The organism is Microcoleus sp. FACHB-672 (assembly GCF_014695725.1).
Lineage (GTDB): Bacteria > Cyanobacteriota > Cyanobacteriia > Cyanobacteriales > Oscillatoriaceae > FACHB-68.
This window is the reverse complement of the sequence record NZ_JACJOU010000012.1, coordinates 104,220-121,434: the sequence shown is the minus strand read 5'-3', so window position 1 is coordinate 121,434 and position 17,215 is coordinate 104,220. Positions and strand designations below refer to the sequence as shown.

Annotated in this window: 14 protein-coding genes; 8 read left to right on the top strand and 6 right to left on the bottom strand. The window is 48.0% G+C overall.

Annotated features, from left to right (window positions below; genetic code table 11):
- Positions 1-68: 68 nt before the first annotated feature.
- Positions 69-2,063, top strand: coding sequence for a sensor histidine kinase (locus H6F56_RS07180; protein ID WP_190666274.1), 1,995 nt, complete (start codon positions 69-71; stop codon positions 2,061-2,063).
- Between the two features lie 69 nt (positions 2,064-2,132).
- Here the strand turns inward: H6F56_RS07180 and prfC are convergent, their stop codons facing one another.
- Positions 2,133-3,761, bottom strand: a complete 1,629-nt coding sequence (gene prfC, locus H6F56_RS07175) for a peptide chain release factor 3 (protein WP_190666272.1) — start codon at positions 3,759-3,761, stop codon at positions 2,133-2,135.
- Positions 3,762-3,993: 232 nt separating this feature from the next.
- Between prfC and H6F56_RS07170 the strand changes: the two genes are divergently transcribed.
- From H6F56_RS07170 to H6F56_RS07160, 3 genes are all read left to right on the top strand, one after another.
- Positions 3,994-4,329, top strand: coding sequence for a DUF4870 domain-containing protein (locus H6F56_RS07170; RefSeq protein ID WP_190666270.1), 336 nt, complete (start codon positions 3,994-3,996; stop codon positions 4,327-4,329).
- A 216-nt stretch (positions 4,330-4,545) separates the two neighbouring features.
- Complete coding sequence (locus tag H6F56_RS07165; protein ID WP_190666268.1) at positions 4,546-4,884, top strand: DUF4870 domain-containing protein; 339 nt, start codon at positions 4,546-4,548, stop codon at positions 4,882-4,884.
- A gap of 105 nt (positions 4,885-4,989) precedes the next feature.
- Positions 4,990-5,526, top strand: coding sequence for a hypothetical protein (locus H6F56_RS07160; protein WP_190666267.1), 537 nt, complete (start codon positions 4,990-4,992; stop codon positions 5,524-5,526).
- Between the two features lie 320 nt (positions 5,527-5,846).
- Here the strand turns inward: H6F56_RS07160 and H6F56_RS07155 are convergent, their stop codons facing one another.
- The 4 genes from H6F56_RS07155 to H6F56_RS07140 all read right to left on the bottom strand — a co-directional run bounded on the left by H6F56_RS07155 (position 5,847) and on the right by H6F56_RS07140 (position 10,088).
- Complete coding sequence (locus H6F56_RS07155; protein WP_190666265.1) at positions 5,847-7,430, bottom strand: B12-binding domain-containing radical SAM protein; 1,584 nt, start codon at positions 7,428-7,430, stop codon at positions 5,847-5,849.
- Between the two features lie 126 nt (positions 7,431-7,556).
- Positions 7,557-8,939: an amidohydrolase family protein gene (locus H6F56_RS07150; protein WP_190666263.1), complete on the bottom strand. Its 1,383-nt coding sequence runs from the start codon at positions 8,937-8,939 to the stop codon at positions 7,557-7,559.
- Between the two features lie 134 nt (positions 8,940-9,073).
- The gene (locus tag H6F56_RS07145; RefSeq protein WP_190666262.1) at positions 9,074-9,394 is read right to left on the bottom strand and encodes an Mpo1-like protein; all 321 of its coding nucleotides are present in this window, start codon (positions 9,392-9,394) and stop codon (positions 9,074-9,076) included.
- A 211-nt stretch (positions 9,395-9,605) separates the two neighbouring features.
- Complete coding sequence (locus H6F56_RS07140; RefSeq protein ID WP_190666260.1) at positions 9,606-10,088, bottom strand: sterol desaturase family protein; 483 nt, start codon at positions 10,086-10,088, stop codon at positions 9,606-9,608.
- Between the two features lie 249 nt (positions 10,089-10,337).
- Here H6F56_RS07140 and H6F56_RS07135 point away from each other — a divergent pair, with 249 nt between their 5' ends.
- Together H6F56_RS07135 and H6F56_RS07130 are read left to right on the top strand one after the other, a co-directional pair.
- On the top strand, positions 10,338-10,928 hold the full coding sequence (locus H6F56_RS07135; RefSeq protein ID WP_190666258.1) for a hypothetical protein: 591 nt from the start codon (positions 10,338-10,340) through the stop codon (positions 10,926-10,928).
- Between the two features lie 697 nt (positions 10,929-11,625).
- Positions 11,626-13,308: a GH3 auxin-responsive promoter family protein gene (locus tag H6F56_RS07130; protein WP_190666256.1), complete on the top strand. Its 1,683-nt coding sequence runs from the start codon at positions 11,626-11,628 to the stop codon at positions 13,306-13,308.
- Between the two features lie 16 nt (positions 13,309-13,324).
- On the opposite strand, the gene H6F56_RS07125 is transcribed toward H6F56_RS07130, so the two are convergent.
- On the bottom strand, positions 13,325-14,533 hold the full coding sequence (locus tag H6F56_RS07125) for an MFS transporter (RefSeq protein WP_309236464.1): 1,209 nt from the start codon (positions 14,531-14,533) through the stop codon (positions 13,325-13,327).
- Between the two features lie 146 nt (positions 14,534-14,679).
- On the opposite strand from H6F56_RS07125, the gene H6F56_RS07120 reads away from it, so the two are divergent.
- A complete protein-coding gene (locus H6F56_RS07120) occupies positions 14,680-15,834 on the top strand; it encodes an aromatic ring-hydroxylating oxygenase subunit alpha (RefSeq protein WP_190666254.1) in 1,155 nt (384 codons plus the stop codon).
- 63 nt (positions 15,835-15,897) lie between these two features.
- On the top strand, positions 15,898-17,184 hold the full coding sequence (locus H6F56_RS07115; RefSeq protein ID WP_190666252.1) for an aminotransferase class I/II-fold pyridoxal phosphate-dependent enzyme: 1,287 nt from the start codon (positions 15,898-15,900) through the stop codon (positions 17,182-17,184).
- Positions 17,185-17,215: the final 31 nt, after the last annotated feature.

Sequence of the window (17,215 nt, the reverse complement as noted above, 5' to 3'; positions counted from 1 at the left end):
AATTAGGAAAAGATTTGATAGAACAGAAGGATAGCGGTCTTTATTTTTAGAAAATATTATGTTGAGTAATGCAAAATTATCGGTGGTTAAATTTGCCGCATAATCATCCTGACCGGCTACCGACTTTTAGGGGCGCTATCGTGGGGCTAATCCTGGCTCTGGTGGGTTTTAGCGTCCTAGCTGGAGTGATGCCGGTGTTGATCGTCGCACCGATCCTGTTTGCGGCTGCCTTGATGCTGCCACTGTCACCAATGCTGGTGGCGCTGATGCTGGGGCAGAGTGGGTTGCTGACACTGTATAGCCACAGTAGCGCCCTGCTAGGCGATGACAACGTATTGCTGACACGTTACAGCATAGCAGTGGGGAGTGCGACCGTTCTGGGTGTCTTGACACGCAGATTTTTACTCGGTATTGAGTGGCAGTTTGCTTCCCGCAACCTGCTCGCATCCCTACTGGAGGCAGACGCGACTGCAACTCCCGAAGTTCTCCTGACTCAAGCACTTTCTTCCCTGCGCGAATTAGCCCGTGCCGATGCGGCAATTGCCCTGCATCAACTCGACGAAGTCACAGCGGAGGCGCTCGTATGTCTTCCCCTGACAGCATTGCCGGATAAACTCACGACCCCTAAACTTTTTGCTGAGGCGCTCGCTCAGAATCGCTGCCTTTACTATTCTGATTATCCCAGTAGTGCCGGCGCTGCGCCTGTTTTGGTTGGCCAAGGCACTCAGTCTCTGGCTGTGCTGCCGTTGCAAGATGCCGGCAACCGGCGCGGGGCAATATTGTTGCTGTGGTATCGCCGCACTGAGATTTCTTGGCGCTTAAGAAAACTGATGGAGTCGCTATTAGCGGGTGTGCGTACCCTCCTGCGCTTCCAAGACACAACGTTTCACTTTGAAAAGCTACAGGCACGCTACAGTGCGATTCTAGAGACGATTCCTCAAGGTGTGGTGTTTGTGGATGAAAGTGGGGAGCAAAGTTGGCTGAATCAGGCTGCGGCTAAGCAACTGAATTTGATGCCGGGATCTGTAGAGCCGGTGGTAATCTCTCAGGCGATGGCAAAATTACGCACCACTGCTGAAAATCACGAGGCGATCGCGCAGCAGGCAGTTAAGTTTTTCTCCCAACCTCAGGCGGAGATTCGGGATTGGTTATGGGTTTGTGCAAATGAAAGCCCGCCCCAAGATTCTACTTGGCCGGCAGAAAATAATGACGCCAACGCTGCACCTGTCCCTGAAGGGCGAACGGTGTTGAGTCTTTCCAGCACTCCGACTCGCGTGCGCGATGTGCCTGGTCGCCTCTGGTTGCTGGATAATGTGACTGATCGTTATTTCAGCCGCTTAGCGCTGGTGGAGCGCACCCAGCAACTAGAAATTGTTAACCAAGAGCTAGAAGCATTTTCTCACTCAGTCGCTCACGACTTGCGAGCACCGTTGGCTTCGATTGACGCCTTTAGCCTGCTTTTGCTGAGAGACTATGCTCAAAAGCTTGATGAGGAGGGTGTGGACGATCTTCAGAGTATTCGGATTGCAACGGCGCGAATGCGGCAACTTATTGATGATTTGCTACAGTTGGCGCGGGTGGCACGTACGGAAATGAGGCGTGAAATGATTGATGTCAGTGGCTTAGCCCAGGCAGTCGCTAATAATTTGAAGAAGACACAACCGGCACGTCAGGTAGAATGGGTGATCACGGCTGGTGTGGTGGCTAAGGTTGATGGCCGGCTGCTGCAGATTGTGTTAGAAAATCTGCTAGGTAATGCTTGGAAATATACCTCTAAACACCAGAACGCTCGAATTGAATTTGGAGTATTGCCGCAACCGGCTGGTCAAACCGGCATTCCATCTTCCGGTTCGATTTACTTTGTGCGTGATGATGGGGCCGGTTTTGATATGAGTTATGCGGATAAGCTTTTTGGAACCTTCCAGCGTCTCCACCGCGCCAGTGAGTTTGAAGGCACCGGCGTTGGGTTGGCAACGGTGCAGCGCATCATTCACCGGCACGGGGGCCGAATTTGGGCGGAAGCTGAGGTGGAGAAAGGTGCCACCTTCTATTTCACACTTTAGATTAGGGGCGGGTTGAGAACATCTTTGAAGAAAAGCCGCCCCTAATTCACGCTTCTACTGGCTTTGTTGTTACAAAGATTCCGGTTCCTGGCCGGCAACCACCGGCGCTGTGGCTTTCAGTTTTAACCCTGGGTGATCTGCTTCTACTTGATGCAAATTCCACTCATTTTTAAACAGTAAAACCGGCCTTCCCCAGCTATCTTTGACGGTGACTGTGTTAAACAGCCGCCCGACTTTTTGTAATGCTTCCCAGCCGCCGGTCGCCCAACGGGCCACGGAGAAGGGCAGCATTTCCAGCAAGGTTTCTACCCCGTATTCGTTTTGCATCCGAAACTGCACGACTTCAAATTGCAACTGGCCTACGGCGGCGAGAATTGGATCGCGCTTTGCTTCATCTGCGGAATACATAATTTGCACCGCACCTTCTTCGCGCAACTCGGCAACGCCTTTGCGGAATTGCTTGAATTTAGAAGGGTTGGGATTTTTCAGGTAAGCAAAGAGTTCCGGAGAAAAGCAGGGAATGCCTTCATATTCAAGTTTTTGGCCGGTATAAATTGTGTCGCCAATTGCAAAAACGCCTGGATTATTTAACCCGATCACATCTCCCGGATAGGCTTCTTCAATGGATTCGCGATCTTGGGCGAAAAGTTTTTGCGGGCGGGAGAGGCGCACGTTTTTGCCGGTTCTGGCATGATTCACCGTCATGTCTTTTTCAAACTTGCCGGTGCAGACGCGCACAAATGCGACCCGATCTCGGTGTTTCGGGTCCATATTCGCTTGCAATTTAAACACAAAGCCAGAAAATTCTGGATGAGTCGGGGGAAGGTCACCGACAGAAGTTTTGTGTGAACCGGGTTTGAGAGCGTAGTCTAAGAACGAGTCGAGGAATAACTGCACGCCAAAATTGGTCATGGCGCTGCCGAAGAAAACTGGGGTCATTTTGCCGGCATGAACCTGTTCTAAATCTAATTCTGAACCCACTCCATCCAGCAGCTCTAACTCATCTTTGAATTGATAATAAAGGTCTTTTTCTAACAATTCTTCGAGGCGAGGATCGCCTAGAGCGATGGCTGTATCGAGCGCTTCACGGCTGCCGTGGGCGCTGCGCTCAAACAGGTGAATTTGCTGGGTGCGCCGGTCGTAGACGCCTTTGAAGCGGTCGCCCATCCCAATCGGCCAGTTTACTGCATAGGTTGCTAGACCCAGTTCTTTCTCAATTTCGTCTAGCAGTTCTAACGGTTCACGTCCGGGCCGGTCAAGTTTGTTAAAAAAGGTGAAGATGGGAATGGAACGCATCCGGCACACTTCAAACAGTTTGCGTGTTTGTGGTTCTAGCCCTTTGGCGGCGTCTTCCAACATCACGGCGTTGTCTGCGGCGGCGAGGGTGCGATAGGTGTCTTCGCTGAAGTCTTGGTGTCCGGGGGTGTCTAGCAGGTTAATCTGCCGGCCTCGATATTCAAACTGCAATACTGTGGAAGTGATGGAAATGCCCCGCTGTTGCTCCATTGCCATCCAGTCTGAAGTCGCATGACGCTGCGCTCTGCGTGCCTTTACAGCACCGGCTTCGTGAATTGCACCCCCGTACAGCAGCAGCTTTTCTGTAAGCGTGGTTTTACCGGCATCGGGGTGGGAAATAATGGCAAAGTTGCGGCGCTGATCAACCGCTGCTAGAAGTTCGGTTTGCAGTTCTGTGGTCATGCTGAAATTTGGCGGGACGAGGTTACGGAGCTTTAAGTTTGAGTGTAGCAAAGCTAGCTAAGGATTCAAGTTTTACCCTTAGCACGAACTGCTTGGCCGTCGTGTGCGGAAACTCCCCCCAGATCCCACCCAGCATAAATGTTGGCTGTCAAAGTTACAATACATTACAGATGAAGCGGATCAGCCGCTGGCAACAATAGCAAAGCCCGAAATGGGTGAGAGGGTCGGTTAAATGGACAAACGAAAGCTTTTATCAGCACTGTCTCATGGGGCGATATTTTTCAGCACTACGATTGTGTCTGTTGGGATACCCATTGCAGTTTGGTTTGTATCGGATGACTCGGTTGTGCGAGAAAATGCCAAAGAATCGATCAACTTCCATATTAACGTCTGGTTCTATGGAGCCATTATTGCAGCGTTGACTTTCCTGACTTTTGGGTTACTGGGCTTGATTTTAGCGCCTATCGGATACCTTATTCACTGGGGGCTAACGGTTCTAGCACTCTTACAAGTATTTGGAAATTCTGACCAGCCTTATCGCTACCCGTTTATTTTCCGCATTCTCTAAGGCTGCCGGTGTAGCAAATGCTCGTGATTGCGCTTGCGGAATATTTCGGGTCATGGATAATTGGTAATTAGAAAGGGCAGAGCATTGCCAATTATCCATCCGCTTTTAAAGGATAGACGAACGCTCTAATCTTAAATAAAAGCGAGTAATTAAAGTGATGCCGGTTTTAGGTCGGTATGATTAAACATATCGTGCAATCAATGGGAGCGTGCTGGTATGAATGACTTAGACAAGCGGAAGCTCTTCTCTGCGCTATGTCATGGAGCGATCTTTTTTAGCGCTGCACTAGTCTCTATTGGCGTACCGATTGCGATTTTGTTTGTATCGGACGATCCGGTAGTAAAAGATAATGCTAAGGAATCCTTAAATTTTCACATTAACCTTTATATTTATGCAGCTATCTTTGGGCTGCTGAGTATTGTCCTGATTGGGATTCCACTGTTAATTCTGTTAGGTATTGCCAGTTTTGTCCTCCCGATTATGGCTATTATCGAAGTTCTGGGCAATCCCGACCGGCCTTATCGCTACCCATTTATTTATCGCTTGATCTCATAAGTGCCTAAACAGTTGAGCTTAGATATAAAAAAGCAGTTTTAGGAATCACCGGCTGCCGGCGTGTAGTGATGGCTAGATCACCATTACACGTGACAGCCTACTTTTATGCGTACACAATTTTTATCCATCGCTGCTTGTGCTTTATTAGGTGTCGGCGCAATCACGCAACCGGCAGTTGCCAACACCGAAGTTCCTATCAGTTCCATTCGCTTCGTGGGTGCTCAGCAAGGCGGACAAGCAAGAGGCGTTTTTATTGTACCGGATGGAGACACAACTCGCTCAGCTTATGGCGGCAAGCTGAGTCGTTATGATGTCCACATCTCTAAAATGCTTGAAGTGGCAAATGTCTATTGTTCTAGTGGAAATTGGAACAGTGTTGAGTGGCATTACTTTGCCGGTGATGGTGACATCAATATGGGGCGATTTGTCATGAGTTGTAACTTGGTGCGTGATATCCACATTGCTTATGGAACAGGACGTCCTGAACGAACTGTGATTCGCTACGGTTATGGGGATGATTCAGCTACGGAAGAAAGATATCTGCCGGTTTTGAATCTAAATGGAGATAAAATTCCTAAATTTCAAAGCTTTGTTCAGCGCTTTACGCCTGTAAGTAAGGCACAACGGATTGATTTCCAATAGGATAAAAACACGTTAATTTCTGATCAAAAATTGTGTTTTCAACCTAGAGAAATGTAAAGGGTAGATTATATTTATCCTGCTTACGTTTTGATTTTTGACATTTCTTGATATCGCCACGCTTGCCTGATAGCCTGTCTGGGTTTAAACAGCCAATTCATAGATAAAATTAGCCGGAGGTTTAAACCTCCGGCTAATAGCTAAAACCGGATAAATCCGACCGGAAAAATATTGGATTTAGATTTATTCGACTTAAAAGAACCCGCCCCGAAATTAATTTTGGGGCGGGTTGCAGGATGTGAGTTAAAAAATCGTTGCATCAATTAAGCTGCTGCTGATTCTCTCGCCTCTTGATGAATCTTCGTTTTAGCACCAGCTTCAGAAGCCAAATATTCAGCCAGTTGAGCTTCAATTTGTTCACGCACAATTTCGCGATATTCTATAAAGTGTTCGCTGTGGGCGCAAATCGCTAAGTAGCCATCCCAGACACGAGGATTGTGCCGGATGATACCAAACAAATTACGCCAAAACTGCCAGCGAGTATGGCGAACAAAACCCTGCCGCCAGCAGACAGTTAGCAGTGCTTTAACATTAACCCAACTCGGCGGTCTTGTAGGGGCGTGATGCTTGGGAACGCCCAACATTAGAAAATGACGGTAGGTGCGATTTAAAAATGTCATAGGGTCGTATAGTTGCCAAAACGCATCGACATATTCACGGGCAATTGTCTCTATGGGACGCGTCGGCACAAAGTTCATTAAGTTGGTTTGGTTGATAGCCGTGGTTTTGCCATGCAACCGGCCTTCTTTTTCTAGCCGGTGCCACAGTCCGGTATCAGGGAGTGCCTGTAACATACTGAACAATGCGGTGGGGATTGCTGTTTGCTCAACAAACCGGACAATTCGTTCACCGGCACCCGGTTTTTCGCCATCAAAACCAATAATAAAGCCGGCCATTACCCGCAAGCCGGTTCTCGTAATCGCCTCTACAGATTCTGAAAGCGGATCTCTTGTATTTTGAAACTTTTTGGTAAACGCTAAACTTTCTTCATCAGGCGTTTCAATCCCTAAAAAGACAGCATTGAAGTTGCACTCAACCATCAATTGCATCAGTTCTGGATCTTGTGCTAAATCAATAGATGCTTCGGTATTTAAGTGGAATGGATAGTTACGTTCTATCATCCAGGTTTTCAACTCATTTAGCAACAATCTGACATTGCGTTTGTTGCCAATAAAGTTGTCATCTACCATGAAAACGCTGCGTCGCCAGCCTAATTCATAAAGCCGGTCAAGTTCAGCTAAAAGTTGTTCTGGAGATTTTGTCCGAGGTTTGCGACCGTAGAGAACAATAATGTCACAAAATTCACACTGAAACGGGCAGCCGCGAGAGAACTGGATTGACATATTGTCGTAGGCTTCAAAATCCAGCAACTCAAAGCGCGGGATTGGCGTTGAAGTTACATCAGGCTTTTCTGTGGCGCGGAAAGTTCCTGAAACCTCACCTTTTTGAATCGCCTCAACAAACATCGGTAGGGTGAGTTCGCCTTCATCCAAAATCAGAAAATCTGCACCGGCAGCATTCGCTTCTTTGGGCAATGCCGTTGGATAAGGGCCACCCACTGCGACTAATTTGCCCCGTCGTTTTGCTTCCTCAATTTGAGCAATAAAATCTGGCTTTTGAACAATCATGGCTGAAATAATCACAATTTCAGTCCATTCCCATTCAGCCTCTGTTACTGCCCGAACATTACGATCAACTAACTTAAACTCCCATTCTTGAGGCAAAAGTGCCGCGACTGTCGCCAATCCCAATGGCGGCAGCATTGCCTTTCGTCCCACCAGTTCTAAGGTTTTTTCAAATGACCAGAAACTTTTTGGAAATAGGGGATAGAGGAGTAAAACTCGCATTGAAACTCAAGCCTCATAAAAAAGGGAAGCGGTCAGTTAGAAATTGTTAGCACTCAACACCCAGTGTTTTTTCAGTGATTGCTGACTATTCTACTGGGTGTTGAGTGCGACTTACTAACTTAACTTTTAGGCGTGAACCATTTGGTTTGCCGGCAGAGATTGACGCAAACGTTCGCCATACAGCGCTAAGGCATTGCCACCTAACAGCAATTCGAGATGCTGCCGGTCGTAATTTGTCACCTCAGCCGCATCTTTGACGCAATTTTTCAGAACACCATCCCAGTGACCATAATCGCCTGAGAAACAAGCCAAGTGCTTGCCAATTTCACCCATCGCCACCGGCAAATAAGCTGGGCCTGGATCGTCAGATTCAAAGGAGGTAAAGATTTGACCCCGTTCAAAATATTCCAGGGGATCACGGTGACGCAAATCGTAGTGTTCGTACAAGCTGGCATCATCGATTTTTGTGGGATCATTTTGAGCGTTCCACATTAAATCGAATAGGTTTTTCGCCTGAGAAATAATGTTGACATTATTGCTGCCGCGTTCCTGAATGAGCAGCTTGGTAAACTCCATCAACGATGGGCGATAGGGATTCTTGGGATCAAAGTCGCGAATGCGTTTTTCCCAGTGTTCGTGGAAAGCATGGGCTAAATCTGGCAGCCAACCACAACCGCCTTCTAAGAAGCCAACTCGCAGGGTGGGGAATTGCTCAAAAGCCCCATCAAACACCATCCGCGCTAGGGCTAATTGTTGCTGATTTCGCTGTACAAAAATGTGCGTGAGGACGAACGTTTCAGTGTAGTCAGAAATCCCGCCCACCATATAGGAACCGGGTCCACCGTGTATGCCAAGGGCAATATCCAAATCTACTGCGGCTTGTAAAATGGGGCGGAAGTCAGGATGGCTAATGGTTTTGCAAGAGCGGATATCTGGGAAAGCATCGGGTGCTTTAGGATGGGGGATCGGCATATTGGGGGCAACGGCAACGCCAATCATGCCCAATTCATTGATACAACGGTGCATTTCTGCGACTGCTTCATTGACATCTTGAAGCGGTAAAACACCAATCGGTTTGAGCCGGTCGCCGTACTTGCGGCAATCATCGGCCATATAGTTGTTGTAAGCTTTGCACAGCGCAATTGCAAAATCTTTATCCAGAATGCTGGAGAAGATTAGATTCAGGGTGCCGTAGATTACTTGGACATCAACACCTTCTTGATCCATGTGTTCAATCCGGCGCTGATTGAACACAGCGCCTAGGGTTGTTTCTGGATGGAGGGTGCGAAAGCCGCCTTTGCCTAAACCCTGCGGTTGGGGGAACATCCGCAAGAAGTCATTTTTGCCGGTGGCTGGGTTAAAGTCTACGACTCTTGCCCGTTGATCACCGAGGCTATCCACCACTAAACCGAGCCGGTCACGATACTGTGGTTCTAAATAATCCCGCATAATTAGGGGATTTTCTATCTTATGAGCATCAGCATCAATTACCAGTAAGCCGTCGTACATTAACTTTCCTCTGTTATTTGTTACTTGTCAGTTGTCAGATTTTAGGGGCTAGAGACGTTTGAGGGAACTGGACGAGCAGAATCGTTTTCCGCGTCTCAGTCTTGCGCCGATTGCTTAGGTTATTTTAAGTGAACCTAGCGGGAAGCCGGCTTACGGTTAAAGTACGTCCACAACTGGCGTAAACCAAACCAGTGTTCAAACGACCACGATAGCGAAGCGAGGATGGTGATGCCGGGATATTTTCTAAAAGCAGGTTCGTTTTTTTCAAAAAAGGCATGACCCCCCAAGGCAAACACTTGGGTGAAAATCAAGCAAAGAAGGGTGAGACGCCAGTCATAAAACAGCAAAATCACCGCTGCAATTGCCAGGATGTTGGTTAAATGATGCAGGAATTGGTTAATGGGATTTTGATGGCTGGCCACAAAGTGGGCTTTGGCTTCTTGGAAGTAACTCACGGTGATTCTCCTGTCGAGTCACGCTTTTGGGAACAATATCACTTACGCTCTCATTCTGGCGAGAGCGATCACAAAATTTCTAGGATTTGCCGGCATTTAGGGCTAAATCCACCAACCTAAAGGTAGGGCATAAGGGATGGCTGCGCCAACAAGAACAGGACGGGCAGGGAAATTTCTCCCAGTCTCCCGTCTTCCTCTAGCCCCTCTCTGGCTACCACCAGCGCATCTGTAGGTAATTTCGCGGTGGTTGGGTGAGTTCCTCTTCCGTCAGCCATTCCACCGGCTTGTAGGTGCCAAAGACATGATCCCACCAGTCAACTGCTAGACCGAAGTTGTGGTGCCACATATTGTATTTGTGGTGGACATAGTGAACCGGCATCTTCATCCAAAAGCACGCTTTTGGGTTTTCGTGCTGTAGTTGGTGGGCATAAGCTGAAAAGGCTGCATAGGCCAATCCGCCCAGACACCAACCAATACCGGCTTCTATGGAGTAAAAAAACATCAGGGCCATCACTAGGCCACTACCCTTAACATAGTCCCGAAATTCCCAGAACACCCCTTGGCCTTCGTTGCGCCGGTGGTGATCTCGGTGACGTTCGCCAATTTTGGGCGAGGCGTGCATTAAGCGGTGCATCCAGTATTCAACTAAACTTGCCAAAATAAAGGCAATGATAAAACAGGCGATTGCGATCATATTGCCTCCTCACGCGGGATGTTTCTGTGCTGAAACCACCAGGGATATTTTGCCATTTTCTGGCTGCCGGTGGGGGTAGGATTCGCCTAAAAGTTAAGTTAGAGTTCTCTACCGCCGGCGTGTGCGAAGCTGTAAAATGCCGCTTATCTGCGTCCACCGGCAGGGTGCAATCTCACAGACCAAGTAGCCTCATCCTAGATTAGTTGGACAGAAGGCTCAAAAATAATTCTTTGGATGAAAGATCGCCCCATGAAAGTAAATAACCTTGATTGGCCAGAGATTGCTGAATATTTAGCGCTTTCCGGTGCTGTGATTGGTTCAATTGTCGCTGTGGCTTCACAGCAAATTTTGTATGCGGCTGTGCCGGTGTCTTTATCGCTGTTATTAAACTTGTTTAACCGGCATCGTTGGGAGGAACTGACGAGGGCGAGGCTAACGACTGCAATTACTCAACTAGACCAAAAGTTATTTAGTATCAAAGCTTTAGTTGAGCGGCGCGTTGACGACTTAAAAATGGACATCGCTCAGCTGAATCAGGAGGCGCAAAAGATTCAAGCCGGCCAAGAAGTGGAAAACTTGGGGGCGGCAATGCTGAAATTGCAAAAGCAGATCGTTGCACTAGAGCAATCTCTTGAGGTGATGAGCGTTCAGTTAGAAGAGTTAACCCAACCAGGCGGCATTCAGTCTCAGAGGCAGTCTGGCGAGGCGTCTGTAGCTACTCCTGTGCGGCTGCATGATATCCATGCCGTCCCAGAGCAAGATGCGATTAGAATTGCCTCTCAACAAGTACCAGAAGCCAATTCAAATCCTCAAGATGTGTTAAGGCGATATCACTGGTAAGCCTTGAGGTATTCCGAGATTTATCACAACAGGTGTACTGTACCCAAAAACGTTGATAGTGGCTGGGGATGAAAGCTAAGCTGGACGGGCTAAGTTTTGAGAACCTTAACTAAGTGCCGGTGCCGGCGCAAGCATGAGCGTCTGGCACAGCACGGATTGATAAGATGTATAGAAAGCAGCTCAAGCCAGTTCTGAATGATTTAATCCCCGTAGTGAATTTGGTAGAGTTTATCCAGTGTTCTCATTCATTTTTTCTGATAAAATTTAATGAGAAATGGACAGTCACTTTACAAGAGTTGTGCATTTTTTAGAAGCTGCTTAATACTAATTTAATCGTAAAAGAGATATAGCAGTTCGGAAGCCTCTAATTCTTGTAATTTTCGAGCCGGCATCTTGTCCGCTTGCCGTCATTTATGGAAGCATATTAATCCGCCAAACAATATTTTTCCAAAGCTGGGATGCACCCTTTATAAATTTTTAATTTAACAAAATTAATGTATTAACAACAGCAAATATTTTCCCCAACTATTACGGAAAAACTTAATTTTGCAAAATTTTAAAAACATGGTATAAAAGAGTGTTTATCAAGCAATGATTGCAGAACTGTGCATCCTCAAATCCTAGCAAGGGCAGAGAGAAGATCCGGCTTGATAAATCGTTTCTAAAATCCAAAATTTGATCGCGGTGTGAGAGTCTAATGCCAAACTTTATGTTGCCCATTCTCAGTGCTGTGGCTAAACGTGCCAAAGCAAATTTTGTTTGCAAAACCGGCAAGACGGATGCCGTGCAGGAGAAATGCTTACGATCTGTGCTATTAGCGCATCGAGATACAGAACTGGGTCGAAAATATCAATTGGGAGAGATCAAAACTATCGAGCAATTTCGAGAGCGCATCCCAATTTTACCTTATAGCAGCTATGAACCACTAATGGAGCGGATTGCTAAAGGTGAGCAAAATATTTTGACCGTTGAACCCGTCGTTTATTTAACACTGACTAGCGGTTCCACCGGCAAGAAAAAACTCATCCCAACAACCCGCCAATCACAAAACATTGTCCGGCAGGCAACTTTAACCAGCATGGGGTTTTTAATTGAGGCGCTAGAGTCACAAAAACTTCGCTTTGGTAAACTATTAGTCACCAACTCCGTACAACGCTGGGGACGTACCGAAGGCGGCATTGATTTTGGCCCTGCAAGTGCCGGCGTTCTGCGAATGGATAACCGGCTTTACAAACAATTTTTTGCCCACCCTTACGAAGCCTTGCAAGTTGCTGACAGTCCTGCACGCCATTATATCTGTTTGCTATTTGCCTTGCGCGATCCTTTAATGCGGGGAATGATTGCTAATTTTCCCATGCTAATCTTGCGAACTTGCAATTATTTAGAGAAGTTTGCAGAAGAACTTATCCAAGATATTGAAAAAGGAACGATATCCAGCCGGCTAGAACTTGAACCCGAAATTAGAGTGCAATTAGAACAGCAATGGTCAGCCAATCCAAATCGGGCACGTCAGCTGCGAGAAATCTTAAAATCTGAAGGCCGGCTCACTCCCAAACTTGCTTGGCCAGATATTTCTTTTGTTGCTAACGCACGAGGCGGAACCTCAGATTTTTATTTTGAGAGGTTCCCTACTTATTTTGAAAACACTCCCATTTTTGGAGCTGTTTTCTCATCAGCAGAAGGAATGTTTAGCATCTACCCAGATGTCAACACAGATGGCAGCGTTTTAGCGCTTGAAAGCGGCTTTTTTGAATTTATTCCCGAAGATCAGTGGGACGAAGAACATCCAAAAACTTTACTTGCCACAGAAGTCAAAGCCGGCCAGCGCTATCGCATACTCACAACGAACTATGGCGGCTTCTACCGATACGATATTGGCGACGTCATCGAAGTGGTGGGATTTTATGAAACGACTCCCTTAATTGTCTTTCGCTATCGACGAGCAGGGCAAATTTCCTCCACAACCGAAAAAACAACAGAAGCTCACGCCACGCAAGTGATGAAAGCCTTGCAGCAAGAATTTAGGATTCCCCTAGAAGATTTCTGCATTACATTATCTGACAACGACTTCCCAGCGCGATATTTAATTAATATCGAACTCGCTGCCGGTTATCAATTGGATAATCCTCAAGCCTTTTTACAAACTTGCGACCGCAAACTTCAAGAAGTCAATACTCACTATGAAATTTCTCGCAAAGATCCGATTCCGCCGCCAAGATTGAGAATTTTAGCACCCGGAAGCTTTGGGATCGTGCGCCAGCGTCAGATAGAAAAAGGCATTCCCGATTCCCAACTCAAATTTCCTCATATTAGTGAAGACCGGCAATTTCTTGCCGGCTTAGTCATAGAACGAGAAATCCAAATGAGCGAAGACAATTAAAAAACCTAACCAACGCTTACCGGCTTGGAGCCACCAGTAGCAGTCCAGCCACCATTGCAACAATCGCCGCCGCATAAAATACAGCCGTTATGCCACCGGCACCCAACACCGGCCCTAAAAACACTGGCGAAAGAAACTGGCCCAAAAATCCTGCCCCCGTGCCGGCAGCCAGCAAACTAGAACGCATCGTCGAAGGGGCCAAATTTGCTAAAGCCGCATAGAGACTCGGCAGGGCCAAACCAAACCCTACCCCAAAAAACACCGCCGCCGGCACAATCGCACTGAGCGTGTCCAGCTGAGCGATGGCCACCAACATCGCAGCCATCAGCCCAAATCCTAGGGCGATGGCCCGATCAAGTCCCCATTTCTGGGAAATTCGGCTGCTTCCCAAAGCAGAAATAAGCGCCGCACCAATCGCGGTGGATGCCAGGACAATGCCATTGACAACGGTGCCGGCGGCTAAAGTTTGTTTGAGATATTGGGGGACATAGATCAAGAAAGCGTACATGATTCCCGAGGCAAGGCTGAGAGTCAACAGCAACCGCAAAGTCTGGCTGCGTTTCAGCAAAGCGCTCAACTGCTTGCCGTCCAACGCCAACCCCTTGCCTGGCTGCTGCTGCTTTTCTGGCAGAAAAAACAAGGCGAGCAGCGCCAGAGGCAGCCCAACTGCGTAAAGATAGAAGGCAAATTGCCAGTGAGATGCGCCCACCCAGCCGCCTAGCAGTGGGAATAAAATGCCGGTAAGCGTTAAAGTGCTGGTGGCGTAGCCAATCGCTTGCGAACGTTCCGGTTCTTCATACAGACTGCCCAGCAAGCCCAGACTTGCCGCCGCAATGCCGCCACTGGCTGCCCCCAACAGCGCCCGTGTCGCTAGGAGTGGCCAAAAATTGGACATCAGAGCGCCGGCAACGCCAAATATCGCGTAGAGAATCAGGGAGGGAACTAGCACTTTCAGCCGGCTGAACCGATCCGCTAAAATTCCTAAGAATGGGCTAAACAAGGCAATTGTCAAGCAGTGCATACTGACCAAATTGCCGGCTAGCACTGGATTGAGTTGAAGTTGCTGCACCACCTCCGGCAGCACCGGCGCAACAACTCCCCCGGCCATCGTGGTGAGAGAACCCGCCGCCAGCAATAACAGCAGCCGGCGATCTCGCAACATTGAGGGTTGTGGGTTAGGGTTAGTTGGTTGGGATTTGGGGAGTAAAATCTTCAAGCTTTTCACGTTTCACATTTCACTTTTCACGGGTTTGTTCTGCTAGACTCCGGACAGTCTCAAGCCTAAACTTTAAAGTTTAAAGGCTACCGATTGACGAACACGGCACACAAAAGCTAAATATTTTCCCATACCTAAACACAGAGGCACAATTAATGGAACTGGCTACAACCTTAAAAAGCCAGACAGTTCAGAACCAGGTCAGGGAAGTCGGAATCAACCCAAATCATTGGTATGGCGTTGGTTGGGCAGATCGGCTGCGGGCCGGTGAAATCATGCCGGTGGTGATTTGGCAGCAACCAATTGCGGTTTACCGTGATGAAACCGGCGAACTCCATGCCCTAGAGGATGTCTGCCCTCACAAAGGCATTGCCCTGCACAAAGGTCAAGTCCAAGGTCGCTACCTCGCTTGTGGGTATCATGGCTGGGAATTTGACGGCAGTGGCCAGTGCGTCAGCATTCCCTACCTCCCTCCAGAACAAAAACTTCCCTGCGCTAAAGCCCGCAGCTTTGCCATTGTAGAAAAATACAATGTGATTTGGATCTTCCCTGGAGATCCGGAGGAAGCGGCTAACCGTCCACTGCTCGATATGCCAGAATTTGGTGATCCTGAATGGTTGATGGTGCAGGTTAATGCTTGCTTCAAAGCCCATTTTTCCATGTGCAGTGAAAATTCGATGGATGTTTTTCACGGTTATTTGCACCGCAACTTACAGGGTTGGTTCGACCCGGTTTTGCTGAGTTTGCGGGAGACGGAAGCAACCGTTTGCACTGAGTACAAAGTCTCCTATAAAAGTCGCATGGCCAAGTTTTTAGGCTTGACCGACAAGGGGAATGAAGTGACCACCCGCGTCGTCTTAACCGATTACCGCTATCCCAATTTTTACAGTTCTTTGGAAGGGGTCTCCTCACTGTATCTGATGCGGCTGCCGGTGAGTCCAACTGAAAGCCGATCCTGCGCCCTATTCTTTTTCAAAATTCCCCTGCCGAAATGGCTTCTCAAACCGCTCAAACCAATACTAAGTATCCTGCTTGGGCGCTTTTTTCTGACGAAATTTCTCGTCCAAGATATTGAGATGGTTGAGAGCGAACAGCAAAGCTATCTGGCCAACCCGCACCGGCGATATGTGGAAATCAACCCAGCGATTATTGCCGTTCAACGGTTGATTATTCGGCAGTATGAGCAATTTGTGCAAAAATCTAGTCAACCGAAAAACAATGCGAACGGAAACTCCAAAGAATCTGTTCCACTGTCTAAGGGCATGGCCTCAGGCCAAGCTGAGTTAACAAAAGAAACTTCAATTGGATGAAAGCAGCCGTTTTCGCATTTCTCGAATACAGTTGCCAGTTGGCTAAGGTGAGGGGAGTTTAAAGTGCAAGTCGTCAAAGAGTATGTTCAGCGCTGGTATGACAGTGGGCTAGATCCTGATGAGTATATTTGTCATCAAAAGCAGGGAAATTTAGTTGAGATCGAAGAAGCGACAACCGGCAAGCGTCAGACAGTTCTGACTTTCTGCACGAATGATGTCTTAGGTTTAGTTCAAAACCCGGCTGTACGCCAAGCGGCAATTGATAGCATTCTTCAATATGGAACGTCGAACAGTTCCTGCTCAGTTTTGAGCGGGCGCATCGATCTACACCGGCAGCTGGAAGCTGAAATTTCGGCGTTTAAACATCTGCCTCACACTCAGCTATTTTTAAATGCCTGGATGGCGATGCAAGCCTTAATGGATGCGTTCTGTCATTTGGCAATTCCAGTTCCCGGATTTCAGAATACCCGCGAGACGTTGATTCTCACGGACGTTCTAAATCACGGTTGCATTGTTGCGGCGGTTGTCAATGCCGGCACTCGTTCTGGCAAGGTGTTTGGCAATAGCCCCCGCGTCCGCGTCAAGCCTTACCGGCACTGCGATATGGAAGATTTGGCTCGCAAGCTGCGCCGGTATGCTCACGCAGACGACAGAATTCTGGTAGTCTCCGATGCCGTGTTCTCAATGGATGGGGACATTGCACCCCTGCCAGATATGATCGATGTGCTACAGCATTACGATGGCAGTGTGCTGGTGATGGATGAAGCTCATGCCAGCGGTGCCATCGGTGCCACCGGCAGGGGGATTTACGAACATTTTGATATTTTTCCTCAACACGCGATTGAGCGGGGCATTGTACCGCTGATTATGACGACATTCTCTAAGTTTGCCGCCTCTGCCGGTGCTGCGATTAGCAGCCATGTCGCTGAACTCATCCCGCTGTTGAATGTCTCTCCCACATCCATTGGCACAATTTCCTTGCCACCGCCGACAACGGCTGCAGCTTTGGAAAGCATTCGTCAAGTTCGCCAACATCCAGAATTGGTGAAAACCCTTCAGGAAAATACACAGTATTTGCGTTCGCGCTTAGCCGAGAATGATTTTATAAATATTGGCGAAACGAATGTTGTCCCAGTGCTGTTGCCGGCAGAAATCAATCCCAAGGAATTCGCCAGACAACTTATAGAGCAACACGGGATTTGGGTTTCTCCCATCTGGTTTATCGCCAAACCCCGTATCCGAATTACTGCCAACGCTCTCCATACCAAAGAGGACATGGATCGTCTGGTTGACGGCATGGTGGCAACGCGGGATTTGCTATACCAACCCAAAGCAACGATTAGCGCCTAAAAATTGGGTGGGCAAGCTGTGGGATTTCACC